The organism is Blautia sp. KLE_1732_HM_1032 (assembly GCF_025147905.1).
In the GTDB taxonomy this organism is placed as follows: domain Bacteria; phylum Bacillota; class Clostridia; order Lachnospirales; family Lachnospiraceae; genus Blautia_A; species Blautia_A fusiformis.
This window is the reverse complement of record NZ_CP102266.1, coordinates 1,812,772-1,836,323: the sequence shown is the minus strand read 5'-3', so window position 1 is coordinate 1,836,323 and position 23,552 is coordinate 1,812,772. Positions and strand designations below refer to the sequence as shown.

Sequence of the window (23,552 nt, the reverse complement as noted above, 5' to 3'; positions counted from 1 at the left end):
CCCCTATTTTCTCCTATTAGTAGAGGGAGTAATACTTTTAATACTAAACAGATTACATAAGGAAAGGAGGTTAAGAGAATGTCAAGGACTTCAAAGATTACAGCACTTTATGAGCGTTTATCAAGAGATGATGACCTTAATGGTGAGTCAAATTCAATAACCAACCAAAAACAATACTTGGAAGATTACGCCCGAAGAAATGGCTTTACGAATATCCGCCATTTTACTGACGATGGTTTTTCGGGTGTGAATTTCAATCGTCCGAGTTTTCAGGAGTTGATTAAGGAAGTAGAAGCAGGAAATGTCGCAACGATTATTGTTAAGGATATGAGCCGATTAGGACGAAACTATCTGCAAGTCGGCTTTTATACGGAAGTTCTGTTCCCACAGAAAGATGTCCGTTTTCTTGCAATAAACAACAGCATTGACAGTAATAATGCTTCTGATAATGACTTTGCCCCATTTTTGAATATAATGAACGAATGGTACGCCAAAGACACAAGCAATAAAATCAAGGCTGTGTTTGACGCCCGTATGAAAGACGGGAAGCGTTGCAGTGGTTCAATCCCTTATGGATATAACCGATTAGCAACCGACAAACAAACGCTTGTCGTTGACCCTGTGGCTTCTGAGGTAGTAAAGCGTATCTTTCTGCTTGCCAACGAGGGAAAAAGTCCGAGAGCAATCGCTGAATTGCTTACCGAAGAAAAGGTTTTAATTCCGGCGGCACACGCAAGGGAATATCACCCCGAACAGTATAATGGAATAAAGTTTACAGACCCGTATCTTTGGGGAATGTCAACCATAAGAGGGATTTTAAGCAGACAGGAATATCTCGGTCATACCGTTTTGCGTAAATCGGTCAGTACGAATTTCAAACTGCACAAAAGGAAGAATACCGATGAAGATGAACAGTATGTATTTTATAATACGCACGAGCCTATCATCACGCAGGAACTTTGGGACAGCGTTCAGAAGCGAAAGAAACGAGCAAACAGAACAGCCACAAAAGGTACGCATAGCAACCGTTTAAGCGGTTATCTGTACTGTGCAGATTGTGGAAGAAGAATGACCCTGCAAACGCATTACAGTAAAAAAGACCGTTCGGTGCAGTATTCTTACCGTTGCGGTGGGTATGCAAGCAAAGTAAACTCCTGCTCTGCCCATTCAATTAGTGCTGATAATGTTGAAACCTTGATATTATCGGCTGTAAAACGATTATCAAGATTTGTTCTGAATGACGAAGAAGCCTTTGCAAAAGAACTTCAAGCCTTATGGAATGAAAAGCAGACAGAAAAGCCAAAGCAGAATAAATCGGAATTGCTCCGTTTTCAGAAGCGATACGATGAGCTTTCCAAACTCATTCGTGGTTTGTATGAAAATCTTGTTTCGGGTTTACTGCCCGAAAGACAGTACAAGCAACTGATGAAGCAGTACGATGACGAGCAGGCTGAACTGGAAACGAAGATTGAAGTAATGGAAAAGGAACTTGCCGAAGAAAAAGTAAATGCTGTTGATATTAAGCATTTCATTTCTTTAATTCGCAAGTGCAAAGAGCCGACAGAAATTTCCGATTTGATGTTTGCTGAACTCATTGACAAGATTGTGGTATATGAAGCAGAGGGTGTGGGAAAAGCAAGGACACAAAAGGTTGATATTTACTTCAACTATGTCGGGCGGGTCGATATTGCTTATACAGAAGAAGAACTTGCTGAAATAAAGGCACAGGAAGAACAGATCGAGATGGAACGCTTGGCAAAACAGCGTGAGCGTGAAATAGCCTACCGAGAGAAGCGAAAGGCGAAAAAACTCGCTGAAACCGGTGGAGAAATCGTCAAGACAAAGATATGCCCTCACTGTCAAAAAGAGTTTGTGCCTACAAGTAACCGACAGATATTCTGTTCAAAGGATTGCTGCTATCAGGCAAGGCAGGACCAAAAGAAAGCCGACAGAGAAGCAGAAAGAGGAAATCATTATTATCGTCAGCGTGTCTGTGCTGTGTGTGGCAGTACCTACTGGCCTACACACAGTCAGCAGAAATTCTGTTCCGAGGAATGTCAAAAGCAAAACCACAACGAGAAATCTTTGGAATTTTATCACAAGAAGCAAAAGGAGAAATCAGAATGCAAAGATTTATTACAGACGAAAGAACTGGTATCCAGTACGAACTCATCGGAGATTATTACTATCCCTGCTTGACGATAGAAAACGAAGAACCGTCTACGCTCATAAAATACGGAAGAACGAGGGAAAAATATTTAAGGGAACACAAGAAAGTCTTATATTTCAATCTGCTTACAAGCGGAAAGTTATATGAACACCTTGCTGAAATTGATACTTCGGCGTGTAATATGGCGGAGTATCTGATAAAGGAAATGGCAAGAAAACAAGGTGTGACGGAACAACTGAAAGCGGAGGATATGATGAGATGGGTCGGATTGATGAATAATATCCGAGCCTGTGCAGATGAGATTGTATTGAACGATATTGTGTATTCCTAATAGCATACCAGCCGAAAAGGAACTGCTGTCTTAATTGATGGCAGTTTTCTTTTTCGGGAAGTATTCAAGAAGTCATTAAGTTGTGAGTGTAGTCGAAGTAGTTTGAAGTATTGAAAAAAATGATGACTTTTGTTATAATGTTTAATGGAAGGTTGTATTTTATTAGGAATAACGAAATGAATTTGTAGGTGAGAGTATGAAGAAGAATAGAAAATACAAAAAGATAAAGATAATAATGGTTTTTACAACAGTCTTGCTTATAGCGTTTGTAGCAGTAGTTGGATTATATAAAACAGGGATTTATCGTTTTGATTTTTTTAAGGATGTGTATAAAAAAATCGATTTTCAACTGAGTACAAATGAGCTTAACATTCCTCAGGACGCTCTTTCGTTTTCTGTTTATGATATTGAACAGGGTGAATATTTATTTTACGAGGGAGATAGCCAATTGCCCACAGTAGCAAGTTTGGCAAAACTATTTGTCATTGACTATGCTTTGACAAAAGTTAACTTGGAAGATGTTATTGAAGTAAATCAAGAGGTATTGGATCTTGTGCCGGCTGGGTCATCTTTAGCAAATCTAAAAGTTGGGAAGTACACAGTAAAAGAAATAATGGAAGCTATGCTTGTTCCTTCGGGAAACGATGCTGCCTATTCGTTGGCATATTATATTGCTAAAAATGAATTAGGAGAGGGCTATACAGCAACGGAATATATAAATTATTTTATGACAGAGCTAAGTGAGTATTTAATTGAAGAAGGCTATTCTAAAACAAATTTGTATAATGATCCGAGCGGGGCAGCTATGTCAGCCGATACACATTTGGATGATATTAATCGTGTAGCCTTGAAGCTTTATAATTATGATTTTGTTAAAGAATGTGTAGGGAAAAGCACTTTCTCAATTCAAACTCCACAAGGTGAATTTACTTGGAAAAATACCAATAAGTTTTTAGATAAAAAGTCACCGTACTATAATGAAAATGTAAAAGGAATAAAAACAGGAACTATGGCATCTTCCTATAATATTGTTGTTCTTTATAAAAAAGATGGCAAGGAATATTTGATTACCTGCTTGGCATCATTATCAGATGAAGGAAGATATAAAGCAGTGCAGTCCGCTATAAATACAATTATTAAATGATGTCGAAATATCTTTTAATTAAAGCGTTAAAGTGTCGTGGACAAGATAAAGATTAGTTTGGTGAAACAACAATAGTTGAAGTACGAAAAACATCGTAGAAATACGGTGTTTTTTGTTACCCCAAACCCTACAATTTTATACATAACCACAGGTTAGTACAAATACCTTGTGTGATTTTTTGAAAGGCTTAGAAAGGCAATTTTGCCCGATTTTCGCCCCGAGAAATGACAGAAACAAGGCAGTAAGTATCTTCCCTGTGGTTTTTTGTTTTCAGGCGGAAAGGAGGATTGATATGCCGAGAATGAGTAAGAAACGGAAACAAGAGTGGGCATTGTTTCTGAATGAAAGAAATCGCATTACCTACAACGAACTTTGCAGAAAATGCAGTAATGACTGTAAGCAGAGTTTCCGCTGTATCGTGGTGCTCTGCCCGAAGTATTTATCGAAAAGGAGAACGAAGAACAATGATGAAAATGGAAAATGAGATGAATGTAAATGTACCGCTTGAAATTATCAAGGCAAGTGAGATTGAACCGAAAGAAGTGAAATGGCTGTGGTATCCGTATATTCCGTTCGGCAAGGTTACGCTCTTGCAGGGCGATCCTGGCGATGGGAAAAGCAAGTTAATGCTTTCCATAGCCGCCCTGCTCTCAAAGGGAGAACCTCTCCCCTTTACCGAAGAAGAAACAGAGCCTATGACAGTCATCTATCAGACAACGGAAGATGATGCAGACGATACGGTAGTCCCCCGTTTTAACTCTGCCGGTGGGAACGGAGAAAATCTTATCTTCATCAAAGAAGATGAAAAATCTTTATCCTTTGGAGATAACCGTATTGCTGAAGCAATCGAAAGGTATCACGCAAAACTTTTAATTCTTGACCCGATGAGTTCCTATATCGGAGAGAACTGTTCAATGAACAATGCCAACGAAACAAGGGCAGAGTTTAATCACTTGATTGCAGTTGCAAAAAATACAGGCTGTGCCATCGTGATTATCGCTCATATGAACAAGATGAGAGATACCAACCCTCTTTATCGTACCAACGGTTCTATTGATATTGCGGGTGCTGCAAGAAGTATTCTTGCAATCACACGCACACCGAACAAAGAAGCACCGGCGGCAAGATATATGGTTCAAGTGAAATCCAACCTTGCCCCGACAGGCTCTGCAATTCTCTTTGAGGTTGCAGAAAAGGGAGTGGACTTTATTTCTGAAATGGAAATGACAGCAGAAGAAGCGTTCCAGTCCCTTGCCCCTAAAATGGGCAGACCGAACGACAAGGAAATCAAGGCGAAAGAATTTCTTTTAGAAATGCTGAAAGACGGAGAAATGCTTTCTTCGGATTGCGAAGAAAGACTTGAAGCCGCAGGGTTCAAGAAATCGACCATCAAAAAGGCAAAGAAGAAAGCAGGCGTTATCTCACGAAAACGAGGCTTTCTGTGGTACTGGTCTTTGCCGATGGGCGATATACCGAGAGAATAAAAGCAGGCTGTCTGATGGCGGGACAGTCTGTTTTTATGATTGAGGTATCTAAAGGAGGTCAAGGGGGAACTCCCTTGCCCACGACATCTTTGCAGACGAAGTCTGAAAGTGTCATAGTGGGTTACACACATTCAAAGAATGTTGTGTAATGGCTTCGCCCTGTCTGGAAAGGAGAGCAAAATGGCAAAAAACAATAAGGCGGATATGAGTTGTGCAAGGGTAAAAAAGTACACCGCTTCTGATGTGAGTAAGGCAGAAAGACACAACGAACGCAAGAATGAAACCTATGAAAATATGAATGTGATTGTGGAACGAATACCCTTTAATGTGCATTTCAAAAAGCCGACAGCCCCGACCTATATGGAACAGTTAAAGCAGATGGAAACAGACGGTCAGGTGTCGCTTCGTGGGTTAAGGAAAGACGCAACGCTGTTTAATGAGATTGTGATTGATGTGAACACGATGTACTTCGAGCGTAACGGCGGTTATGAATACGCAAAGCAGTTTTATGAAGAAGCCTATCATTTTATTGAAGAAAAATTCGGTGCGGACAATGTTATATCGGCGGTAATGCACGCTGATGAAATCAATGTAGCCGCAAGCGAAGAACTTGGAAAAGAGGTTTACCACTATCATCTTCACGCTATGGTTCTGCCTGTGGTGGAGAAAGAAATCTTGTGGAGTAAGCGTTGCAAAGACGAGAAATTGCGAGGAACAGTTAAGGAAGTGGTTAATCAGATTAGCCATTCAAAGAAATGGAAATCGGATATTCCGATGACCGATGAAAAAGGAAATCCGTTGCTAAGAAAGAACGGGAAACCGATGTTCCGAGCTTCGTACAGCATACTGCAAGATGAATTGTTTCACTATATGACGGAACAAGGGTTCAAAGGCTTTCAGCGTGGCGAATACGGAAGTACAGCAGAGCATTTGACTTCCCTGCAATATCAAATCCAACAGGACAAAGAGCGATTGGAGAAGTTGCAGAAGCGTATTCAAAAGGAACAGGTTAAGTATGAGCCTGCCCGTCATATTTCCAAAACCTTAAACGAGATTGACAGTATGGGACAGAAAACATTCACAGGCAAAATGGCAATTTCCCAAAAGGACTATTCTGAGCTGACTGCCCTTGCCAAAGAGGGTATCACAAGTCGTGCGGAAATCAAAAAATTTGAGCAGAGTGCAAATTTTTACCGACAGAAGTATATGGACAGTGCAAACGCATTGGAACGAATGAAAACCAAATACAACGAACTGAAAGAAAAGTGCAGACCTTTTCTTGAAGCGTTGGAACATTTCCCCGAAGTTGCCAAACTTTTTACCGAAAAAGTGAAGCAACTTTTTTCTTTTAAGGAAGCACAGGAACGAGCCGAAAAAGAAGCAAGGGAAAAAGAAAGACAGGAGCGTATCAAGGCACGAAAGAGCAAGCGAGGTATGGAAAGATAACCTTTTCCATTATACTCACGACTTAATGACTTCTTGATATGTTCCGATGAAACAGGCTGTATTTGTGGGGTGTTCCAAACGGAATGCCCCACAATCAATTTATGAAAAGGAGAAAATGATTATATGAAAGAGAATATTTTATCTTATACAACACGAATAGGCAAAACAACTTTTATTGTAAATGTGAAGCAATCGGAAAGTGCGAAGAAGCCTTTGAATACGGTGTTTCAAGAGATATGCAGACACGAGATGTTAGGAGATTTTTCAGCGGATAAATATTTGAATTTAGAAAACTTACAAAAATCATCTTGACAAACTCGTTCCCGAAGGTACTGGTTACCGGATGCGGACCAGGTTTAATAAGTTTATCAATCTGCCGGAACTGATACACCTGTTTAAAGAAATAGCAGACATTATTCTGCCTGATATGCTAGATATTAAGCGGCCAGAATTAAAGGACGGAAAATATAAGGTTGTAGTATCGGAAGCCTCTGATTATGTCAAAGAACGTATGCAGGAAATGGTGGAAAGGGCAGAAGCAATCCATAGAGGTGTGGTAGATCCAAAGGACGACAATATGCTCCGGATTACCGGGGAAGCAAGGCTTTTGGGTACAGATCCCCGGCTTTTGGACAGTTATGCTCCGGTAGATTCGGATTCCAAACTGAATAAAGCAGTAGAAAACATTTACCAGGAATATGTACAGTCCCAGGAACAGAAAGGAACCCAGATTGTTTTTTCGGATATTGGGACACCCGGACCTGGGAAAGCGTTTACCGTCTATGATTATTTAAAACAGGAACTGATTACCAGAGGTGTTCCAGAGGAAGAAATCTGTTTTATCCATGATGCAAAAACAGATGAACAGAGGGACCGTATGTTTTCCGATGTCAGAGCCGGAAGGAAACGGATTATTATAGGAAGTACCGAAAAACTGGGAGTAGGAACCAATATCCAGACCAGAATGGTGGCGGCACATCATATCGACTGCCCCTGGAAACCCTCTGATGTAGGACGGATTTTGCGGACATTCAAAATAAAAAAGAATGTGGAGGTAACAGACAATGGCAAAGACAATTTTTGAGGAAATGGGCGGCAAATACGAAAGGCAAGGCGATTATTTAATACCGTGCTTAACTGTACCCGCCGAAGAAGAACAGCCGATAGGCATCTGGGGACAGCGGCATTTGGATTATCTGAAGCATCACTGCAAAGTTACATACACCAATCTTCTTACAAGCGGCAGACTTAACGCTTACCTTGCCGACATTGACAGACAGGCACAGGAACGCTTTGAAAGGCTCATAGAGGGTATGAAACAGGCACAGGGCATAACGGAACAGCTAAAGGCAGAAAACGCCTTAGAATGGACAGGATGCCTCAATAACATAAGGGCTTGTGCGAGGGAGATTGTGGAAAAGGAAATTATTTTTGCATAAACAGATGATTAGTGGCAGGGGGAAATCCTGCCGCTTTTTCTGCTTTAGTTTGTCAGCTTGACAAATAAAGGGTTAAGGAATATAATTAGATTCAGTATTATACAAGGAGTTAATAAATATGCGGCAAGGTATTCTTAAATAAACTGTCAATTTGATAGTGGGAACAAAAAGTAGCAGTCCCGTTTCACTTTTAATATGGGGCTTAGTTTTTTGTACCCAGTTTAAGAATACTTTTATCATGTAATTTTATATGCCCGAAAACATATAAGTGTTTTGGGGCTATTGGAGTTATTTACCCAGTGATAGGAGTATTTATCACTGGGTATTTTTATGCCCTTTTTTGGGTGTTGATAGGAGGAAAATCACATGAAAATAATTAACTTAGGCATTCTGGCTCACGTTGACGCAGGAAAGACAACATTAACGGAGAGTTTATTGTATACCAGTGGTGCAATTGCAGAACCAGGGAGCGTAGATAAAGGCACAACAAGGACAGATACAATGAATTTGGAGCGTCAAAGGGGAATCACTATCCAGACAGCAGTGACATCTTTTCAGTGGGAGGATGTAAAAGTCAACATTATAGATACGCCAGGCCATATGGATTTTTTGGCGGAAGTATACCGTTCTTTATCCGTATTAGACGGAGCAGTATTATTAGTTTCTGCAAAGGATGGCATACAGGCACAGACCCGTATACTGTTTCATGCACTACAGACAATGAAGATTCCGACAATTTTTTTCATCAATAAAATTGACCAAGAGGGGATTGATTTGCCAATGGTATATCAAGAAATGAAAGCAAAGCTTTCTTCGGAAATTATAGTGAAGCAAAAGGTTGGGCAGCATCCCCATATAAATGTAACGGACAATGACGATATGGAACAGTGGGATGCGGTAATTATGGGAAACGATGAACTATTAGAGAAATATATGTCAGGGAAACCGTTTAAAATGTCAGAACTGGAACAGGAAGAAAACAGGAGATTCCAAAACGGAACGTTATTTCCCGTTTATCACGGAAGTGCTAAAAACAATCTGGGGATTCGGCAGCTTATAGAAGTGATTGCCAGTAAGTTTTATTCATCAACGCCTGAAGGTCAATCTGAACTATGCGGGCAGGTTTTTAAGATTGAATATTCAGAGAAAAGGCGGCGTTTTGTTTATGTGCGTATATATAGCGGAACATTGCATTTGAGGGATGTTATTAAAATATCTGAAAAAGAGAAAATAAAAATCACAGAGATGTGTGTTCCGACAAACGGTGAATTATATTCATCCGATACAGCCTGCTCTGGTGATATTGTAATTTTACCAAATGATGTTTTGCAGCTAAACAGTATTTTGGGGAACGAAATGCTGTTGCCGCAGAGAAAATTTATTGAAAATCCTCTCCCTATGCTCCAAACAACGATTGCAGTAAAGAAATCTGAACAGCGGGAAATATTGCTTGGGGCACTTACAGAAATTTCAGATGGCGACCCTCTTTTAAAATATTATGTGGATACTACAACGCATGAGATTATACTTTCTTTTTTGGGGAATGTGCAGATGGAAGTCATTTGTGCCATCCTTGAGGAAAAATACCATGTGGAGGCAGAAATAAAAGAGCCTACTGTTATATATATGGAAAGACCGCTTAGAAAAGCAGAATATACCATCCACATAGAAGTCCCGCCAAATCCTTTCTGGGCTTCTGTCGGGTTGTCCATAGAGCCGCTCCCTATTGGAAGCGGAGTGCAGTATGAAAGCAGAGTTTCACTTGGATATTTAAACCAATCGTTCCAAAATGCGGTTATGGAGGGGGTTCTTTATGGCTGCGAGCAGGGGCTGTATGGATGGAAAGTGACAGACTGTAAAATCTGTTTTGAATATGGATTGTATTATAGTCCTGTAAGTACCCCCGCAGACTTTCGGCTGCTTTCCCCTATCGTATTGGAGCAGGCTTTAAAAAAAGCAGGGACAGAACTATTAGAGCCATATCTCCACTTTGAAATTTATGCACCGCAGGAATATCTCTCACGGGCGTATCATGATGCCCCAAGGTATTGTGCAGATATTGTAAGTACTCAGGTAAAGAATGACGAGGTCATTCTGAAAGGAGAAATCCCTGCCAGATGTATTCAAGAATACAGGAACGATTTAACTTATTTCACAAATGGGCAGGGAGTCTGCTTGACAGAGTTAAAAGGATACCAGCCAGCTATTGGTAAATTTATTTGCCAACCCCGCCGCCCGAATAGCCGTATAGATAAGGTTCGGCATATGTTCCACAAGTTAGCTTAACAGCTTGCAAAAGTCATATAAAATGAGATTTGAAAGGATTAGAGACTAATTATGATGAAATGCGAATGGATATTGTGTCCTGTTTGTGGGAGCAAAACCCGTAATAAAATTAGGAAGGACACTGTTTTGGAGAATTATCCCCTTTATTGTCCAAAATGCAGACAAGAAAGATTGATTAAAGTTGACAACTTGAAGATAACTGTCATCAAAGAGCCAGACGCTTAAGACGCAGAGCCGATGAAATTGTGGAACAATTCACGAATCATCGGCTCTTTTTGTTTCGTATTTGAAAGAACAAACTCACCAAATAAAAAAAACGATATTCGGGTGGGTTATTTTGTTATACCCTAAATTACCCTCTGAATTTGTTTTTAAATTTGGAGGGATTTTTTTATGTCCTTTTTTCGGGCAGTTATCTATCTGCTCATACGAAGCAAAATTTATCAATACATAGCATATCAGAGAACGGCAGGAAACCAGTTAAAAAAATTTCTGCCAGTGCAACGGTACTTCTCACCTTGAAAGTAGAAGTACAATCTCCATACAATAGAATTACTATTTCCTATAACCGTAAAGGTCACAGAGCCTTTGCGGTTTTTCTTTTGTCGATTTTTGTTGGAAAGTGCCGTAGGGCTGTTTCTGATATGCGGTGTCGTTCTCCGCCTCTCCATCTGGATTTTTTACATTTCAAAAATTCAGATGGGAGGTATTTATGGTGAAATATGCACCAAGAAAGGTATATATCAGAGAAAGTGGCGGCTATGTGGAATTATCCTACACGGAGTTCTGCCGTTGCAGGGAATCCGACCAGACCTATATGGACAAGCTGTTTATCCCCATTCAAGGCTGTCTGCTTGAAGTCGTGAGGGAGCAATACACAGACTTCTACCGTGACAAGGAACGGTGGCGTTATCTGCAAAAATTAGATACAAAGAATAGACTGCTATCTCTCGACGGATTTACGGACAGCGAGGGGAATCCTCTGGACTTTATCACTGATGAAGCGGTGGACATTGCAGAAACCGTTGTCAATGCGGTCATGGTGGACAGGCTGAAAGCCGCCCTGCCTTTGCTGTCGGATAGTGAACAGGAGCTGATACAGGCAATCTTTTTTGACGGACTTTCCGAGCGTGAAGTCGGGGCGAGGTTGGGCATAACCCAGAGCGTTGTAAACAAACGCAAAGCCAGAATCCTAATAAAACTAAGAAAGATAATAGAAAATTAAAATTTAAGGCGTTCAGCCCCCTTGTTTTTTCCTTTGGGAAGATGAGGGGGCTTTTCTCTGCCCTCTCAATCAATTCTGATTGGAGGAAGTAAGAATGGCATACAACCACGGACGGGAGGACAGGAAATGGCGTATCTGGAAAGAAGCGGAGGAAAAGCTGCTGCGTGAGTGCGGCGTTGATGAAGCGACCATTGAGCAGATACGCATGGCGGACAGGGCAGACTTCAATTCCAACAGGCGGTTTTACCGATGGACGAATGACGTTGCGGAATATCTTGAGGACATGGCAGGCAGGGAGCGGCAGGCGGAAGTGGGTACGGTTGCGGAGTTACTGGAAGAGATTGAGAGCGAAAATCTCTATCAAGTATTAGTCACGGTGGACGGGCGTACCTTGAAAATCGTCCTGCTGAAAATGCAGGGGTATTCCACAAAGGAGATTGCCCCGCTTGTGCATTTGACGACTGGTGCCATCTATGCGAGGTTAGACCATCTGCGGAAGAAGCTGCGGAAAATTTTATAGCTTCTAAAACAGCCTGCCATCCTGCGGGCTACTGGGTGAGGGATGGAAATCCCCTCACTCATTTTTTGCAGGAGGACAACAGGATGGCATACAGGGTTAAGGCATACACGCTTCGGGAGGAATCCACGGAAAGCGGCACAAGGTATTTTATCAGCTTTAAGGACGGGCAGGGCAAATCCCACGAGTTGGAAGTGTCGGAACAGTTCTTTATGGAGTTTCGGCAGATGGAGCGCAGGAACAGGAATCTTTTCTAATGGGACGAGCGGCACAGGGAGTTTAACGAGGTATGGGACGAAACCCTTTACAGACGGGCGTTGCGTGTGCCTAAGAGCCTTGATGAACGCATGGTTGAGGAAGAACGGAATGAAACGCTCTATAAGGCGGTTGGGAGCCTTCCAGAGATACAAAGGCGGCGTTTCCTGCTTTATTACGAGCATGATTTCAATTTTTACCAAATCGCTGCGATGGAGCATTGCACCGCTTCAGCAATACAGAAATCTGTTGCGATTGCAAAGGAGAAAGTAAAGGCGGAAATGAGGAAATATCTCCAACCGTGACTGATACCGCCCGAAAAAGAAATCTGTTTTTTATTTGTGTGGGATTGGCGGCATTACATACTCTCACTTTTTTTCGTGGGAGTAAATCTATTTCTAAGGAGGTCAACGCCTATGTGTAACGAAAACAAAGACACCGCCCGAAAGGAGGAAAGCCATGCAGAAGTTACAGACAGTCAACGCCGAAACGCTCCTTTATGAACCGCTTGAGAAGCCGTCCTTTGTGGTGGACAGCCTTATCCCCACAGGATTGTCGCTGTTCTGCGGCTCACAGAAGATAGGCAAGAGCTGGCTCATGCTGAAGCTATGCCTATGCGTGTCGCAGGGACTTCCCTTGTGGGATATGCCGACAATGGAGGGCGACGTGCTTTACCTCTGCCTTGAGGACACGTTCTGCCGCATACAGGACAGATTATTCCGCTTGACGGACGAAGCAAGCGGGCGGCTTCACTTTGCCGTGGCAAGCTGCAAGCTGTCAGACGGTCTTATCGTGCAGCTTGAGGATTATCTGAAAGATTACCCAGACAGCAGGCTCATTGTCATTGATACCTTGCAGAAAGTCCGTACAGCTTCAAAAGACAATGCCTACGCAAGCGACTATGGGGACATCTCCCTCATCAAAGACTTTGCCGACAGGCACTCTCTGGCGGTCATTGTCGTACACCACATCCGAAAGCAGAATGACAGCGACGTGTTCAACAAGGTGTCTGGGACGACAGGATTAACGGGGAGTGCGGACGCTACCTTTGTTCTGGAAAAGGAGAAACGTGCGTCTGACACCGCCAAGCTGTATGTGACGGGCAGGGACACGCCTTATCAGGAATACACGCTGCGTTTCCGTGATTGCCGTTGGGAGCTTGTGGAGCGGAAAACGCAGGAGCAGCTTGCGAAAGAAACGATACCAGATGTCCTTTTTCGGTTGGTGGATTTTATGAGGGATAAGGAAGAATGGATAGGCACGGCAACGGAACTGTTAGCCGCTATGGGGGAAACGGAAACCATACCCACGGTGATTACGAAATGGCTGAATGAATACCGCACCACATTTTTAAGCGAGAACCGTATCTGCTACCAGTACAGCCGCAGGAAAGACGGCAGGCGGATTGCCCTTGCAAGGAGGGCGGGTGACAGCGGTGACGGTGGTGACAGCGATATTAGGATACCCCCCTGTTACTGTCATTGACGCTTAAAGCCATGTAAAGCTGGCGGCTCTGCCCTGCGGGTGACAGCAGTGACGGTGGTGACAGTGATTTTAGGATACCCTGCCGCTGTCATCCCTACGGGAGAACACCCCGTAAACGCAAAATGCAGGCGTGAGATTTACTCGCCCTTTTCGGTCGTGTAAAACCACTCCTGCGGTCAGAAAAATCATTCCGATTTTTCCGACTGCGTTTACAGGGTGTAACACACTACACTTTGCCCTGCAAAGTCGTGTGCCAGACGTTCCCTCTGGACTCCCTTAAGGCAGGGCTGTGCCCTGCTATCCTACGCCTTACGGCTTCGGATAAAAGAATGGCGGCATGACGGTGACGGCTCTTGCGAGGGGGGGTATCCCAAAAACACCGTCATCATCGACATGACCGTCATGCAGGGGGTGAGGGTGACAGTTGCGGCAGTCGGCAGGGGGTATCCCAAAACTGCTGTCACCACCGTCACCGCTGTCACCCCAAAGGACGGTCACCCGCCGAAAGAAAGGAGGAATCCGCCTATGCCTTATGCAATCCTGCGTTTCCAGAAACGAAAAGCGGGCGGCGTTGCGGCTTGTGAACGCCACAACGAGCGGAAGAAAGAAGCCTACAAAAGCAACCCAGATATAGATATGGAACGCTCTAAAAACAATTACCATCTCATAGCACCACCAAAGTACACCTACAAGAAAGAGATTAACCGCATGGTAGCCGAAGCGGGGTGCAGGACAAGGAAAGACAGCGTGATGATGGTGGAAACGCTCATCACAGCTTCACCAGAATTTATGAACCAGTTACCGCCCGAAGAACAAAAAGCGTATTTCCAGACGGCTCTTGACTTCATTTCGGAGCGTGTTGGAAAGCAGAATATCCTCTCCGCTGTCGTCCATATGGACGAGAGAACGCCCCATATGCACCTCTGCTTTGTGCCGATTACGCCAGACAATAAGCTGTCAGCGAAAGCTATCTTAGGCAACCAGAAATCATTATCCGAGTGGCAGACCGCCTACCATGAGCGGATGTCCTCACGGTGGAATCAGCTTGAACGGGGGCAGTCCTCAATGGAAACCAAGCGGAAACACGTCCCCACATGGCTCTATAAATTAGGCGGTAGGCTTGATAAACAGTATGAAGAAATCGTGTCTGCCCTATCCGACATCAACGCCTTTAACGCAGGGAAGAAAAGGGATAAAGCGTTAGATTTACTCTCTGCATGGCTGCCAGACGTGGAGAAATTCTCTAAGGAAATCGGGAAACAGCAGGCGTATATCGACAGTTTGAAAGAGAGAATTGGGCAGGAATCAGACTATGCGGGGCGTATGCGTGATGAAAAGTACGAGCAGGAACTAAAGGTGCAGAAAGCGAATCAGAAGATATTTGAATTGCAGAGAACCAACGAACAGATGGGGCGGCTGCTGTCAAAAATACCGCCCGAAGTGTTGGAAGAATTGCAGAAAAATCATAGAAGCAGAACGAAAGAAAGGTAGATATGTGAATGAAGAAACAGGATTTTAAGGTGTTAAAGACTAAAGACTTGTACCCGTTCCCCGACAATCCGTTTCATGTGGCAGAAGATGAAACACTGTCAGAGTTAGCGGAAAGCATCAAGGAATTTGGCATTGTCACGCCGATAATCACACGCCCGAAAGAGGACGGGAACGGCTATGAAGTGATTGCGGGACAGCGGCGTGTCCGTGCTTCTGAACTTGCAGGGATAAATACCGTGCCTGCGTTTGTCCTGCCCTTAGACCGTGACCGAGCCATCATCACCCTTGTAGACAGCAATTTGCAGCGTGAGAATATCCTGCCATCGGAGCGGGCGTTTGCTTACAAGATGAAATCCGAAGCCATGAAGCGGCAGGGTTTCCGCACAGACTTAACCTCGTCACAAGTTGTGACGAAGTTGCGGACGGACGACAAGGTGGCACAGGGCTTCGGCGTGGGCAGGATGACCGTGCAGCGTTTTATCCGCCTGACGGAACTGATACCGCCGATTTTGCAGATGGTGGACGAGGGGAAAATCGCCCTCACGCCTGCGGTGGAACTGTCCTTCTTGAAGAAAGACGAGCAGGAAAACCTCTTTGCCACGATGGAGAGCGAAGAAGCAACGCCCTCACTCTCACAGGCACAGCGGATGAAAAGCCTAAGCCAGAGTGGGCGGCTTGACATGGATATGATATTTGCGATTATGACGGAGGAAAAGGGAAATCAGAAAGAAACCTTGAAAATCAACACAAGCAAGCTGAAAAAATACTTTCCGAAGAACACAACGCCGAAGCAGATGGAGGAAACCATCATCAAACTTTTGGAGCGTGAGTTGCAGAGGAAACGCAACCGTGACAGCCGCTAATCTTCTTTTTTCGGGAAGTAAATACAGAGAGTTGAGGTAGAGAGAATGAAAGAAATCCAGTATGAAATCGTAAAGGAAATCGCAGTATTGTCTACGGGCGACAGTGGCTACACAAAGGAAATCAATCTCATTTCATGGAATGGGAAAGAGCCGAAGTATGACATCCGCAGCTTTTCCCCGAACCGTGAAAAGTGCGGCAAGGGAATCACGCTGAACGCTGATGAAGCGGCGGCACTCCTTAATGCATTACAGAAAGAATTAAACAGCGAGGATTAATGGTATCTGATTGGCAGGGCGGGGACATTTCCAAACTCTTCCCTGCCCTGTCTGGAAAGGAAGATTTAAGTATGGGCGAGGATAAGAAAGCAGATAAAAAGAGAAAGCGTATCGTGCCAAAAGCACCAGTGCAGATGATAATCAGCCGTGAATATGTCGGCACACAGACCGTTACAGAAGCGTTTGTCCCGATTATCTCCGAGGATATTCGGAAGAAGATTGCCGAGGGCGACACCTTCGACAATGAGGGGCTGTCCGCTTAGAATGTACGCAATGGGACATGAAAACAGATAGGACAGATACGGAGGTTTTACAGTATGGCAGGAATCAAAGAAGAAAAGAAAATCTATTTAGTCGGCATTTATTGCCGCTTATCTAAAGACGATGGTACGGATAACGAGAGTGCGAGCATTGCGACACAGAAATCCATCCTCACGGATTATGTGAAAAAGCAGGGATGGCACATAGCAAAAACGTATGTGGACGATGGTTATTCTGGTACAAATTTCCAAAGACCAAGTTTCCAGAATATGATAAAAGACATTGAAAGCGGTCTGATAAACTGCGTGATTACGAAAGATTTATCCCGTCTGGGGAGAAACTATCTTGATTGTGGGTTATATCTGGAAGTTTTCTTCCCAGAGCATAACGTGAGGTATATAGCGGTCAATGACGGCGTAGATACCTTGAATAAATCTGCTATGGACATCACGCCTTTCCGCAACATTTTAAACGAAATGTATGCCGCTGACATATCTGTTAAGATAAAATCGGCATATCGGGCGAGGTTTCAACAGGGGAAATTCATGGGAACTACCGCCCCTTATGGCTATATCAAAGACCCTGCCGACCACAACCATCTGCTGATAGATGATAAAGTGGCACATGTTGTAAAAGAGATATTCGACCTTGCATTAAAAGGGAATGGAGTTGCCAAAATTTGCAGACATCTTAATAAACAGCATATCCTACGCCCTGCCGCTTATGCGGCGGAGCGTGGCGAAACAGGCTTTGAACGTCATTTTGAGGGGAACGAGGACAAACGCTATATTTGGAGTGGGAACAGCGTGAGGAGCATTTTAAGAAGCCCGATATATGCGGGAAATCTTGTAGGCTACAAACGGATTGCCGCCAATATGAAAAGCAAGAAACGCTCCTCTAAGCTGCCCGAAGAATGGGAAGTGATACCCAATACCCATGAGGGAATAGTCACGCAGGAGGAATTTGATATTGTCCAACAGCTTATTACAAGTCGTAGGCTTCCACAGAACAAGGGAGGATTTGTAAATATTTTTGCAGGCGTTATCAAGTGTGTGGACTGCGGATGTGCTCTGCGAGCAATGAACGTACACAGGAGGAAACGCCCAGAGATTATCGACTGTGTACAGTATTCATGTAATAATTATGCAAGAAACGGAAGAAGCGAGTGTAGTGCCCACAATATAGAAGCAAGGGATTTATTCAATGCCGTTCTTGCCGACATCAACTGTTTTGCGGATATGGCAGTGAATGATGAAAAGGCGGTCAGGGCCATAGAAAAGCGGCTCACGGAAACAGACCAGAGCAGGGCGAAAGCATTAGAGAAAGAACGTAAGAAGCTGAACAAACGCCTTGCGGAACTGGACAGGCTGTTTTCCTCTCTCTACGAGGATAAGGTCATGGAGCGTATTACCGAGCGGAATTTTGAGATGATGTCGGGGAAATACCAGAAAGAGCAGCTTGAAATTGAAGCAAGGCTGAAAGAGGTGACGGAAACTCTTAATGAAAGCTACGAGAAATCACGGGGAATCCGTGACTTCCTCGCCCTTATCCGAAATTATCAAGGCTTAAAAGAACTGGATGCAACAGTTATAAACGCACTCATAGACAAGATACTTGTTTCGGAGCGTGAGAAGATGGCAGACGGAACAGTGAAGCAGGAAATCAAGATTTACTATAAATTCATCGGCTTTGTCGATGAATTACATATCATACCTACAAAACGGTGGGCAGCAATGTCCGCTAAAAACTGTACGGTGTGCGGCGTTGAATATGTCCCGGGCTCTGGTGCATCAAGGTATTGTTCTGCTTGTGCCAAGAAGATACGGAGGGAGAAATCAAACGAGAGCAAACGCAGGAGCAGAGAACAGAAAAGGATAGCATGTATGAACTGTCCGCAAAAAATGACCGACTGATATTGAACAGCGGGAAGGGCGTATTATCCGCCAGGGGAATGAAAATGAGGAAGTCAATATTTACCGCTATGTAACAAAGGGTTCTTTTGATGCTTATTTATGGGGCATTGTAGAAACAAAACAGCGGTTTATCAGCCAGGTATTTACCAGCCGGGAACTGGCAAGGATCTGTGAGGATATAGATGAAACCGTACTAAACTTTGCAGAGATTAAAGCGGTAGCTTCTGAAAATCCCCTGATTATGGAAAAAATACAAGTAGATAATGAAGTGGCACGTCTGAGAATTTTAAAAGCTGCACATGAAGGGAAACGGTTTGCTTTGCAGGATGCGGTTACGTTCCAGTACCCGAAAAGGATACAAAGTCTGGAGAAAGAACTGCAATCGCTTCAAATGGATTTGGACCGTAGGAACCAGGCTATGGAAGTACAGCCGGGGTTTGCAATCACGCTGCAGGGAAAAGTCTATGAGAAGCATAAAGAAGCAGGGGAAGTCCTGCGTGGGATTATAGAAGGTGTGACAGCTTTTACCAGGCACGAAGTCGGTATGTATAAGGGATTTCAGGTATTTGTCCAAAAGGATATGATGGAGCCGGTATTGTTCCTTCAGGGAGAGAAGGAATATAGTGTGGAGTTAAAAAGCAGTGACTCCGGCAATATGGTCCGTATGGAAAACCGCTTGAATGCCCTTGATAAAGCAGTAGAAGATGTTCAAAAAGAAATTAAGACCTGTGAAAATGAGATAAAAAATGCAAAGCAGGAATATGCAAAGCCTTTCCCGTATGAGGAGCTTTTAAAAGAAAACATTACCCGGCAGATGGAGATTGATGCAGAACTGGAAATCAAGGACCAGGAGGAGTGTGTGGAAGTGCAGGAGGAAACCAAAAATCTTCCATTCCAGACAGCAGTTCGGTAACGAAAAGTAGAGTAGAAAAGGAGATCACAATATGGAATATAATATCAGAGTATATAAACCGGAATTGAAACAGGAAGAAGGAAAGCTCAATAATCTGAAAGGATTTGCTACTATTACCTTTGATGAGGCCTTCTGTGTGAAAAGTCTTGCAATTAAAGAGTCCTCGAAAGGAAATCTGTACCTCGATATGCCCCGTTACAGAGATTACGAAACAGGGGAGTATGTTCCTTTTTTTCGGTTTACCGATAAGGAATTTCAAAAGGAAGTGTTGGATACTGTAAGGGAAGCCTATGAGAATATGACAGAAACGAAAACAGACTGTAAGGGCAGTTGGGGAGAGGAAGAACTGTATTACAATCTGAGTGTAAATCCGATACAGGGAAGCGATACATTTAAGGCAGATGTTGCCATTCGTCTGCAGGACGTATTGGCGATCCAGCAGCTTCATGTGATCCAGGCATGGAACGGAAAAACCTTTGTAGGTATGCCCCAGAAAAATTCTGCAAAAGGAGAACGGGAGGACATTGCCCATGCAGTTAATGCAGAATTTAAGGCAGATCTGGAAAGTGCAATCATGGACGAATACAATAAAAAGATGGAATATGCCAAAAGCCAGAAACAGCAGCGAAGAGGGAGATAGGAGCTATTCATAAAAAGACTGGTATTTTTGGAACAATAATGGTAGAATGAAGAAAATATCAGCATGGGAGGAAACAGTATGCCAAGACGTAAAAAAGTAGAAAATCTTTCTCTTGAAGAAATGCTTATGAAGACAGAACAGGAGATTAAAACAACAGAGGCAGAATTAAAAGAACTGCGTTTGAAAGCAAAAGAACTTAGGAAGAAGATTGAAGATAAACAGAAGGATGAGATATTTAGTGCATTGATTGCTTCCGGAAAAACGGTGGAAGAGGTCATGACATATTTAAAATCCGGTAATGAAGAAAAAGCGGAATAAAATAAAGAAAAATGCCGTTACGGGTGATACTAATGAACCTGTAGCGGCATTTTTCTTATTTATGAGAGTCTGAGTTGATAAGCCAAACTTCAAAGGTACTTCCTACATGAAGGGTAGAAAACACATGGATAAAACCATATTGTCGGCTGATAATGTCTTGTGCCAGATGCAGCCCTACACCAACTCCTGGAAAGTTTTTGACAGAAGGGGAGCGGTAGAAGCGTTGGAAAAGTTTAGGGATTTCCGACTCTTTGATGCCGATACCAGAATCAGTGATTACTATTTTGGTATAGTTTTCCAGGGTAAAAAGTTCTATGGAAATATGTCCGTTTTCATTCGTGTATTTTACAGCATTATCCAGGATATTATACAGCGCTTCGGATGTCCATTTGGGATCATGATACGCTTTAAAGTCTTCTGAATAATTAAAAGTTATTTGAATGTTCTTCTGATCAGCCGCTAAGACGATATTTTCCAGAGCCATGAGAATGGTGTCACCAATCGTTTGATAACTTGGGGATAGTTTTATCACACCTGTTTCCAAACGAGATATTTTTACAAGGGAAGAGATTAAAAATTCCAGCTTGTTTAAATGGGCGGTATTGGTGTGAAATAAGGTCTGTAGTTCCTGTGGTTTTGTAATGGCTTTTTCCATAGCGGACTCTGTCAGGCGCAGCGTGGTCATGGGGGTTTTTAACTGATGCGAAATATCAGAAATTAGCTGCTGGAGCTGTACCTTTTCGGCATTTACAGAATTTTTGGTGTTTTCCAATATACTGTACAGTCTTCCTAAATGATGATTGATCTGTGATAGTAAAGTTTCGTCATACTTTTCATCAGGTGAAAAATAGGTTCCTTCAATCATACTGTCCAATGTTTTATGAAGTTCACGAGTAAATAAGGTGAGCTTGTGGAAAATCATACAAAAGAGAATAAATACGCAGATAAGCAGAAGGAAAGTGAAGACGGTAAAAAGTAAAAATACTTTAGGATCTGATGTAAGTGTACGCAATATGATACAGCTTCCTGAAAATATCAACAGAAATAGCAGGGAAACTATAATATATACTTTTTTTAAAGAAAATGTTTTTTTCATATTAATCACCTATCCACATATATCCGGTTCCATAGATTGTTTTTATATAACGATGCCCGTTGGCTTCGATTTTCTTTCGGAGTCTGCTGATAGCAGTATTTAGGGAAGTATCACCTACAAAGTTTTCGGAGAAATCCCAGAGATGCTCAAGAAGCTGATCCCGTTTTAAAATATGCTTTTTATTCATAATAAAATATTGCAGAATACGGTACTCCAAAGGGGATAATTCCAGGGGAACTGTGTCCAGCGTCGCAGTCATTTGCGAGAAATTGATGCAGAGATTACCGTCTTCATATACAGTTTCCTTTTGCTTTTCAGTGATATATTTTGTTAAAACAGCTATTTTCTTTTGTAAGACGACAGGTGAAAAAGGTTTTGTAATATAGTCATCAGCACCCAGGTCAAATCCTTTCACTATATCATTTTCTAAATCATTTGCGGTTAAAAAGATAATACTGGCATTTGATTTTTCTTTCAACTCTGAATATAATTCAAATCCATTTCCGTCAGGAAGGTTAATATCCAAAATCAGAAGAATGTAATGATACTGTTTTAAATATTCAAAGGCTTCTTTTGCATTATATGCAGAGTCAACGGTATAACCGGCTGTCCGCAAGTTATAAGCCAGGGTATTATTTAAGGAGAAATCATCTTCAATAATTAAGATACGGTGCATAGTTTCCCACTCCTTCTGTTCTAAATTTCTAAGTTTTTCTATACCATAAAGAGCGTTTACGGTTTTCAAGATGTATTATAATTGTAAAAAATGCAAAAGTAAATAATGATTTTTTTCAGATAAAATATTTTTTTAAATGCACTAATTGTAATAATTTGGTAAGAATCTACGGATATACTGATAAGAAAAAATGGGAGGTACTAGATATGAAATGTAAAAAACTAGGGGTACTTTTGGCAATGGTTTTGGTAGGTGTTTCTGTATCGCCATCATGGACGGTATCGGCAGCGGAATCCCAGGATTTACCGCAACAGGTTCTTGATATTTCGAATGGTTCAGATGAAATTTACGGACCAGGCGCACCCATTGAGCATGTAGAAAATCCGGATGAGCGCTTTAGCAGCGGCGGGGTAGATCATACACACCAGTATATCGTATCGAATGCCTTGAAGATTTTAAATAACGATAAAGGTGCCAGTATATTAAACACAAAGGCTGCTGTGATATGCGAATATACAGATTGGCCGGACGTATTAGGAAATGAAACAGATTATGGCACGTTTGCAGGACATTTCTATGATCCAGATACCGGAAAAAACTGGATGGGACAGAAAAACCCTACAGCACGAACCAGAGCAGAAACCTATTATCAAAGTGCAGTTGCAGCATATAAAGATGGATATACAGATAAGGCTATGGAATACATAGGAAAAGGAACACATTATGTATCGGATTTGAATGAGCCACATCATGCTTCCAATCTGACGGCAGTAAATAGTAATCACTCAGATTTTGAAAAGTATGTAGACAAACACCGTACAGAATATACCATAGCAGGGAATAGCTTTGGCGCAGATATTTATAGCAGTGCGGAGAATACAGCAGTAGGAGATATGCTTTATAGCGCTGCAAAAGATGCCAAAGCACTGGCTGGAATGGCACAAAATAAAGATACTTATAGCTCAGCCGGAAATCAGTCAGTCCAAAATGCAATAAAGACAGTAAGTAAGTACATTTACAAATTTGGTAAGGAAGTAGGCATTTACTAAATGAGATGATTTGTGGTGATGTCACACTTTAAAATATCAGAGAAAGGAGGACGGGACAATGAAAGAACTGGAAAAGAAAATGCAGAACGAGAACTTTGATGTAGAAGTACAGTATTGTGCTCCTGATGATTGTCATTATGACTGTGAAACTGCACCAAATCATTGCACTGTTCATTTTACAAGCTTATGGTAGGGTAACCTTAAAAATTGTATTGTACGAAAGGGAATAATGGATGCAGGAATTAGAAAAGAAAATGCAAAACGAAAACTTTGA

Annotated in this window: 25 protein-coding genes and 2 pseudogenes; 25 read left to right on the top strand and 2 right to left on the bottom strand. The window is 42.5% G+C overall.

What is annotated here, in order from left to right; translation table 11 throughout:
* The first annotated feature begins 78 nt into the window (after window positions 1-78).
* From NQ489_RS08745 to NQ489_RS08635, 23 genes and pseudogenes are all read left to right on the top strand, one after another.
* A complete protein-coding gene (locus tag NQ489_RS08745) occupies window positions 79-2,199 on the top strand; it encodes a recombinase family protein (protein WP_021639598.1) in 2,121 nt (706 codons plus the stop codon).
* Complete coding sequence (locus NQ489_RS08740) at window positions 2,124-2,501, top strand: TnpV protein (protein ID WP_032089827.1); 378 nt, start codon at window positions 2,124-2,126, stop codon at window positions 2,499-2,501. Before NQ489_RS08745 ends, NQ489_RS08740 begins: the two co-directional genes overlap by 76 nt.
* Before the next feature lie 196 nt (window positions 2,502-2,697).
* A complete protein-coding gene (locus NQ489_RS08735) occupies window positions 2,698-3,645 on the top strand; it encodes a serine hydrolase (protein WP_021639596.1) in 948 nt (315 codons plus the stop codon).
* 292 nt (window positions 3,646-3,937) lie between these two features.
* Window positions 3,938-4,129 (top strand): hypothetical protein, encoded by a 192-nt coding sequence (locus tag NQ489_RS08730; protein WP_035323891.1) that lies wholly within the window; start codon window positions 3,938-3,940, stop codon window positions 4,127-4,129.
* Window positions 4,110-5,129 carry an AAA family ATPase gene (locus NQ489_RS08725; protein ID WP_021639594.1) on the top strand — a complete coding sequence of 340 codons (1,020 nt, stop codon included), beginning with the start codon at window positions 4,110-4,112 and terminating at the stop codon, window positions 5,127-5,129. Before NQ489_RS08730 ends, NQ489_RS08725 begins: the two co-directional genes overlap by 20 nt.
* 180 nt (window positions 5,130-5,309) lie before the next feature.
* Window positions 5,310-6,575, top strand: a complete 1,266-nt coding sequence (locus NQ489_RS08720) for a plasmid recombination protein (protein ID WP_035323888.1) — start codon at window positions 5,310-5,312, stop codon at window positions 6,573-6,575.
* A gap of 123 nt (window positions 6,576-6,698) precedes the next feature.
* A complete protein-coding gene (locus tag NQ489_RS08715) occupies window positions 6,699-6,887 on the top strand; it encodes a transposon-encoded TnpW family protein (protein ID WP_021639592.1) in 189 nt (62 codons plus the stop codon).
* Window positions 6,888-6,918: 31 nt separating this feature from the next.
* Complete coding sequence (locus tag NQ489_RS08710; RefSeq protein ID WP_259853036.1) at window positions 6,919-7,659, top strand: helicase-related protein; 741 nt, start codon at window positions 6,919-6,921, stop codon at window positions 7,657-7,659.
* The gene (locus NQ489_RS08705; RefSeq protein ID WP_001140406.1) at window positions 7,640-8,014 is read left to right on the top strand and encodes a TnpV protein; all 375 of its coding nucleotides are present in this window, start codon (window positions 7,640-7,642) and stop codon (window positions 8,012-8,014) included. Before NQ489_RS08710 ends, NQ489_RS08705 begins: the two co-directional genes overlap by 20 nt.
* A 366-nt stretch (window positions 8,015-8,380) precedes the next feature.
* A complete protein-coding gene (tet(O), locus tag NQ489_RS08700; protein ID WP_000691759.1) occupies window positions 8,381-10,300 on the top strand; it encodes a tetracycline resistance ribosomal protection protein Tet(O) in 1,920 nt (639 codons plus the stop codon).
* A gap of 51 nt (window positions 10,301-10,351) precedes the next feature.
* Entirely contained in the window at window positions 10,352-10,525 is a 174-nt protein-coding gene (locus NQ489_RS08695) for a cysteine-rich KTR domain-containing protein (protein ID WP_002779755.1), read from the top strand.
* 490 nt (window positions 10,526-11,015) lie between these two features.
* Window positions 11,016-11,525, top strand: coding sequence for a sigma-70 family RNA polymerase sigma factor (locus NQ489_RS08690; protein WP_105116765.1), 510 nt, complete (start codon window positions 11,016-11,018; stop codon window positions 11,523-11,525).
* A 94-nt stretch (window positions 11,526-11,619) separates the two neighbouring features.
* Window positions 11,620-12,045 (top strand): sigma-70 family RNA polymerase sigma factor, encoded by a 426-nt coding sequence (locus tag NQ489_RS08685; protein WP_000323895.1) that lies wholly within the window; start codon window positions 11,620-11,622, stop codon window positions 12,043-12,045.
* An 83-nt stretch (window positions 12,046-12,128) separates the two neighbouring features.
* A pseudogene (locus NQ489_RS08680) lies at window positions 12,129-12,602 on the top strand (RNA polymerase sigma factor).
* 154 nt (window positions 12,603-12,756) lie between these two features.
* Window positions 12,757-13,789, top strand: a pseudogene (locus NQ489_RS08675) (AAA family ATPase).
* Window positions 13,790-14,307: 518 nt separating this feature from the next.
* The gene (gene mobV, locus NQ489_RS08670) at window positions 14,308-15,273 is read left to right on the top strand and encodes a MobV family relaxase (RefSeq protein WP_227945620.1); all 966 of its coding nucleotides are present in this window, start codon (window positions 14,308-14,310) and stop codon (window positions 15,271-15,273) included.
* Window positions 15,274-15,281: 8 nt separating this feature from the next.
* A complete protein-coding gene (locus NQ489_RS08665) occupies window positions 15,282-16,136 on the top strand; it encodes a ParB/RepB/Spo0J family partition protein (RefSeq protein ID WP_009320312.1) in 855 nt (284 codons plus the stop codon).
* A 45-nt stretch (window positions 16,137-16,181) separates the two neighbouring features.
* Window positions 16,182-16,412, top strand: coding sequence for a YdbC family protein (locus NQ489_RS08660; RefSeq protein WP_021652370.1), 231 nt, complete (start codon window positions 16,182-16,184; stop codon window positions 16,410-16,412).
* 71 nt (window positions 16,413-16,483) lie between these two features.
* Window positions 16,484-16,675: a hypothetical protein gene (locus NQ489_RS08655; RefSeq protein ID WP_001820669.1), complete on the top strand. Its 192-nt coding sequence runs from the start codon at window positions 16,484-16,486 to the stop codon at window positions 16,673-16,675.
* Between the two features lie 54 nt (window positions 16,676-16,729).
* Window positions 16,730-18,586 carry a recombinase family protein gene (locus NQ489_RS08650; protein ID WP_227945619.1) on the top strand — a complete coding sequence of 619 codons (1,857 nt, stop codon included), beginning with the start codon at window positions 16,730-16,732 and terminating at the stop codon, window positions 18,584-18,586.
* A 241-nt stretch (window positions 18,587-18,827) separates the two neighbouring features.
* The gene (locus tag NQ489_RS08645) at window positions 18,828-19,499 is read left to right on the top strand and encodes a hypothetical protein (protein ID WP_227945618.1); all 672 of its coding nucleotides are present in this window, start codon (window positions 18,828-18,830) and stop codon (window positions 19,497-19,499) included.
* A gap of 31 nt (window positions 19,500-19,530) precedes the next feature.
* Entirely contained in the window at window positions 19,531-20,139 is a 609-nt protein-coding gene (locus NQ489_RS08640) for a septation protein SpoVG family protein (RefSeq protein WP_227945617.1), read from the top strand.
* A 78-nt stretch (window positions 20,140-20,217) separates the two neighbouring features.
* On the top strand, window positions 20,218-20,457 hold the full coding sequence (locus NQ489_RS08635) for a flagellar export protein FliJ (RefSeq protein ID WP_173899983.1): 240 nt from the start codon (window positions 20,218-20,220) through the stop codon (window positions 20,455-20,457).
* 55 nt (window positions 20,458-20,512) lie between these two features.
* On the opposite strand, the gene NQ489_RS08630 is transcribed toward NQ489_RS08635, so the two are convergent.
* Together NQ489_RS08630 and NQ489_RS08625 are read right to left on the bottom strand one after the other, a co-directional pair.
* Window positions 20,513-21,553 carry a sensor histidine kinase gene (locus NQ489_RS08630; protein WP_044962490.1) on the bottom strand — a complete coding sequence of 347 codons (1,041 nt, stop codon included), beginning with the start codon at window positions 21,551-21,553 and terminating at the stop codon, window positions 20,513-20,515.
* Window position 21,554: 1 nt separating this feature from the next.
* Window positions 21,555-22,229: a response regulator transcription factor gene (locus NQ489_RS08625; protein WP_044962492.1), complete on the bottom strand. Its 675-nt coding sequence runs from the start codon at window positions 22,227-22,229 to the stop codon at window positions 21,555-21,557.
* A gap of 206 nt (window positions 22,230-22,435) precedes the next feature.
* Between NQ489_RS08625 and NQ489_RS08620 the strand changes: the two genes are divergently transcribed.
* On the top strand, window positions 22,436-23,278 hold the full coding sequence (locus tag NQ489_RS08620; RefSeq protein ID WP_044962493.1) for a zinc dependent phospholipase C family protein: 843 nt from the start codon (window positions 22,436-22,438) through the stop codon (window positions 23,276-23,278).
* A 58-nt stretch (window positions 23,279-23,336) separates the two neighbouring features.
* Window positions 23,337-23,471 carry a hypothetical protein gene (locus tag NQ489_RS08615; protein ID WP_021653101.1) on the top strand — a complete coding sequence of 45 codons (135 nt, stop codon included), beginning with the start codon at window positions 23,337-23,339 and terminating at the stop codon, window positions 23,469-23,471.
* Window positions 23,472-23,552: the final 81 nt, after the last annotated feature.

Excerpts from the sequence above, each read along its gene's own strand:
- NQ489_RS08745 (WP_021639598.1), top strand. The coding sequence starts at position 79 with ATGTCAAGGACTTCAAAGATTACAGCACTTTATGAGCGTTTATCAAGA.
- NQ489_RS08740 (WP_032089827.1), top strand. The coding sequence starts at position 2,124 with ATGCAAAGATTTATTACAGACGAAAGAACTGGTATCCAGTACGAACTC.
- NQ489_RS08735 (WP_021639596.1), top strand. The coding sequence starts at position 2,698 with ATGAAGAAGAATAGAAAATACAAAAAGATAAAGATAATAATGGTTTTT.
- NQ489_RS08730 (WP_035323891.1), top strand. The coding sequence starts at position 3,938 with ATGCCGAGAATGAGTAAGAAACGGAAACAAGAGTGGGCATTGTTTCTG.
- NQ489_RS08725 (WP_021639594.1), top strand. The coding sequence starts at position 4,110 with ATGATGAAAATGGAAAATGAGATGAATGTAAATGTACCGCTTGAAATT.
- NQ489_RS08720 (WP_035323888.1), top strand. The coding sequence starts at position 5,310 with ATGGCAAAAAACAATAAGGCGGATATGAGTTGTGCAAGGGTAAAAAAG.
- NQ489_RS08715 (WP_021639592.1), top strand. The coding sequence starts at position 6,699 with ATGAAAGAGAATATTTTATCTTATACAACACGAATAGGCAAAACAACT.
- NQ489_RS08710 (WP_259853036.1), top strand. The coding sequence starts at position 6,919 with ATGCGGACCAGGTTTAATAAGTTTATCAATCTGCCGGAACTGATACAC.
- NQ489_RS08705 (WP_001140406.1), top strand. The coding sequence starts at position 7,640 with ATGGCAAAGACAATTTTTGAGGAAATGGGCGGCAAATACGAAAGGCAA.
- NQ489_RS08695 (WP_002779755.1), top strand. The coding sequence starts at position 10,352 with ATGATGAAATGCGAATGGATATTGTGTCCTGTTTGTGGGAGCAAAACC.
- NQ489_RS08685 (WP_000323895.1), top strand. The coding sequence starts at position 11,620 with ATGGCATACAACCACGGACGGGAGGACAGGAAATGGCGTATCTGGAAA.
- mobV (WP_227945620.1), top strand. The coding sequence starts at position 14,308 with ATGCCTTATGCAATCCTGCGTTTCCAGAAACGAAAAGCGGGCGGCGTT.
- NQ489_RS08665 (WP_009320312.1), top strand. The coding sequence starts at position 15,282 with ATGAAGAAACAGGATTTTAAGGTGTTAAAGACTAAAGACTTGTACCCG.
- NQ489_RS08660 (WP_021652370.1), top strand. The coding sequence starts at position 16,182 with ATGAAAGAAATCCAGTATGAAATCGTAAAGGAAATCGCAGTATTGTCT.
- NQ489_RS08655 (WP_001820669.1), top strand. The coding sequence starts at position 16,484 with ATGGGCGAGGATAAGAAAGCAGATAAAAAGAGAAAGCGTATCGTGCCA.
- NQ489_RS08650 (WP_227945619.1), top strand. The coding sequence starts at position 16,730 with ATGGCAGGAATCAAAGAAGAAAAGAAAATCTATTTAGTCGGCATTTAT.
- NQ489_RS08645 (WP_227945618.1), top strand. The coding sequence starts at position 18,828 with ATGGAAAAAATACAAGTAGATAATGAAGTGGCACGTCTGAGAATTTTA.
- NQ489_RS08640 (WP_227945617.1), top strand. The coding sequence starts at position 19,531 with ATGGAATATAATATCAGAGTATATAAACCGGAATTGAAACAGGAAGAA.
- NQ489_RS08635 (WP_173899983.1), top strand. The coding sequence starts at position 20,218 with ATGCCAAGACGTAAAAAAGTAGAAAATCTTTCTCTTGAAGAAATGCTT.
- NQ489_RS08630 (WP_044962490.1), bottom strand. The coding sequence starts at position 21,553 with ATGAAAAAAACATTTTCTTTAAAAAAAGTATATATTATAGTTTCCCTG.
- NQ489_RS08625 (WP_044962492.1), bottom strand. The coding sequence starts at position 22,229 with ATGCACCGTATCTTAATTATTGAAGATGATTTCTCCTTAAATAATACC.
- NQ489_RS08620 (WP_044962493.1), top strand. The coding sequence starts at position 22,436 with ATGAAATGTAAAAAACTAGGGGTACTTTTGGCAATGGTTTTGGTAGGT.
- NQ489_RS08615 (WP_021653101.1), top strand. The coding sequence starts at position 23,337 with ATGAAAGAACTGGAAAAGAAAATGCAGAACGAGAACTTTGATGTAGAA.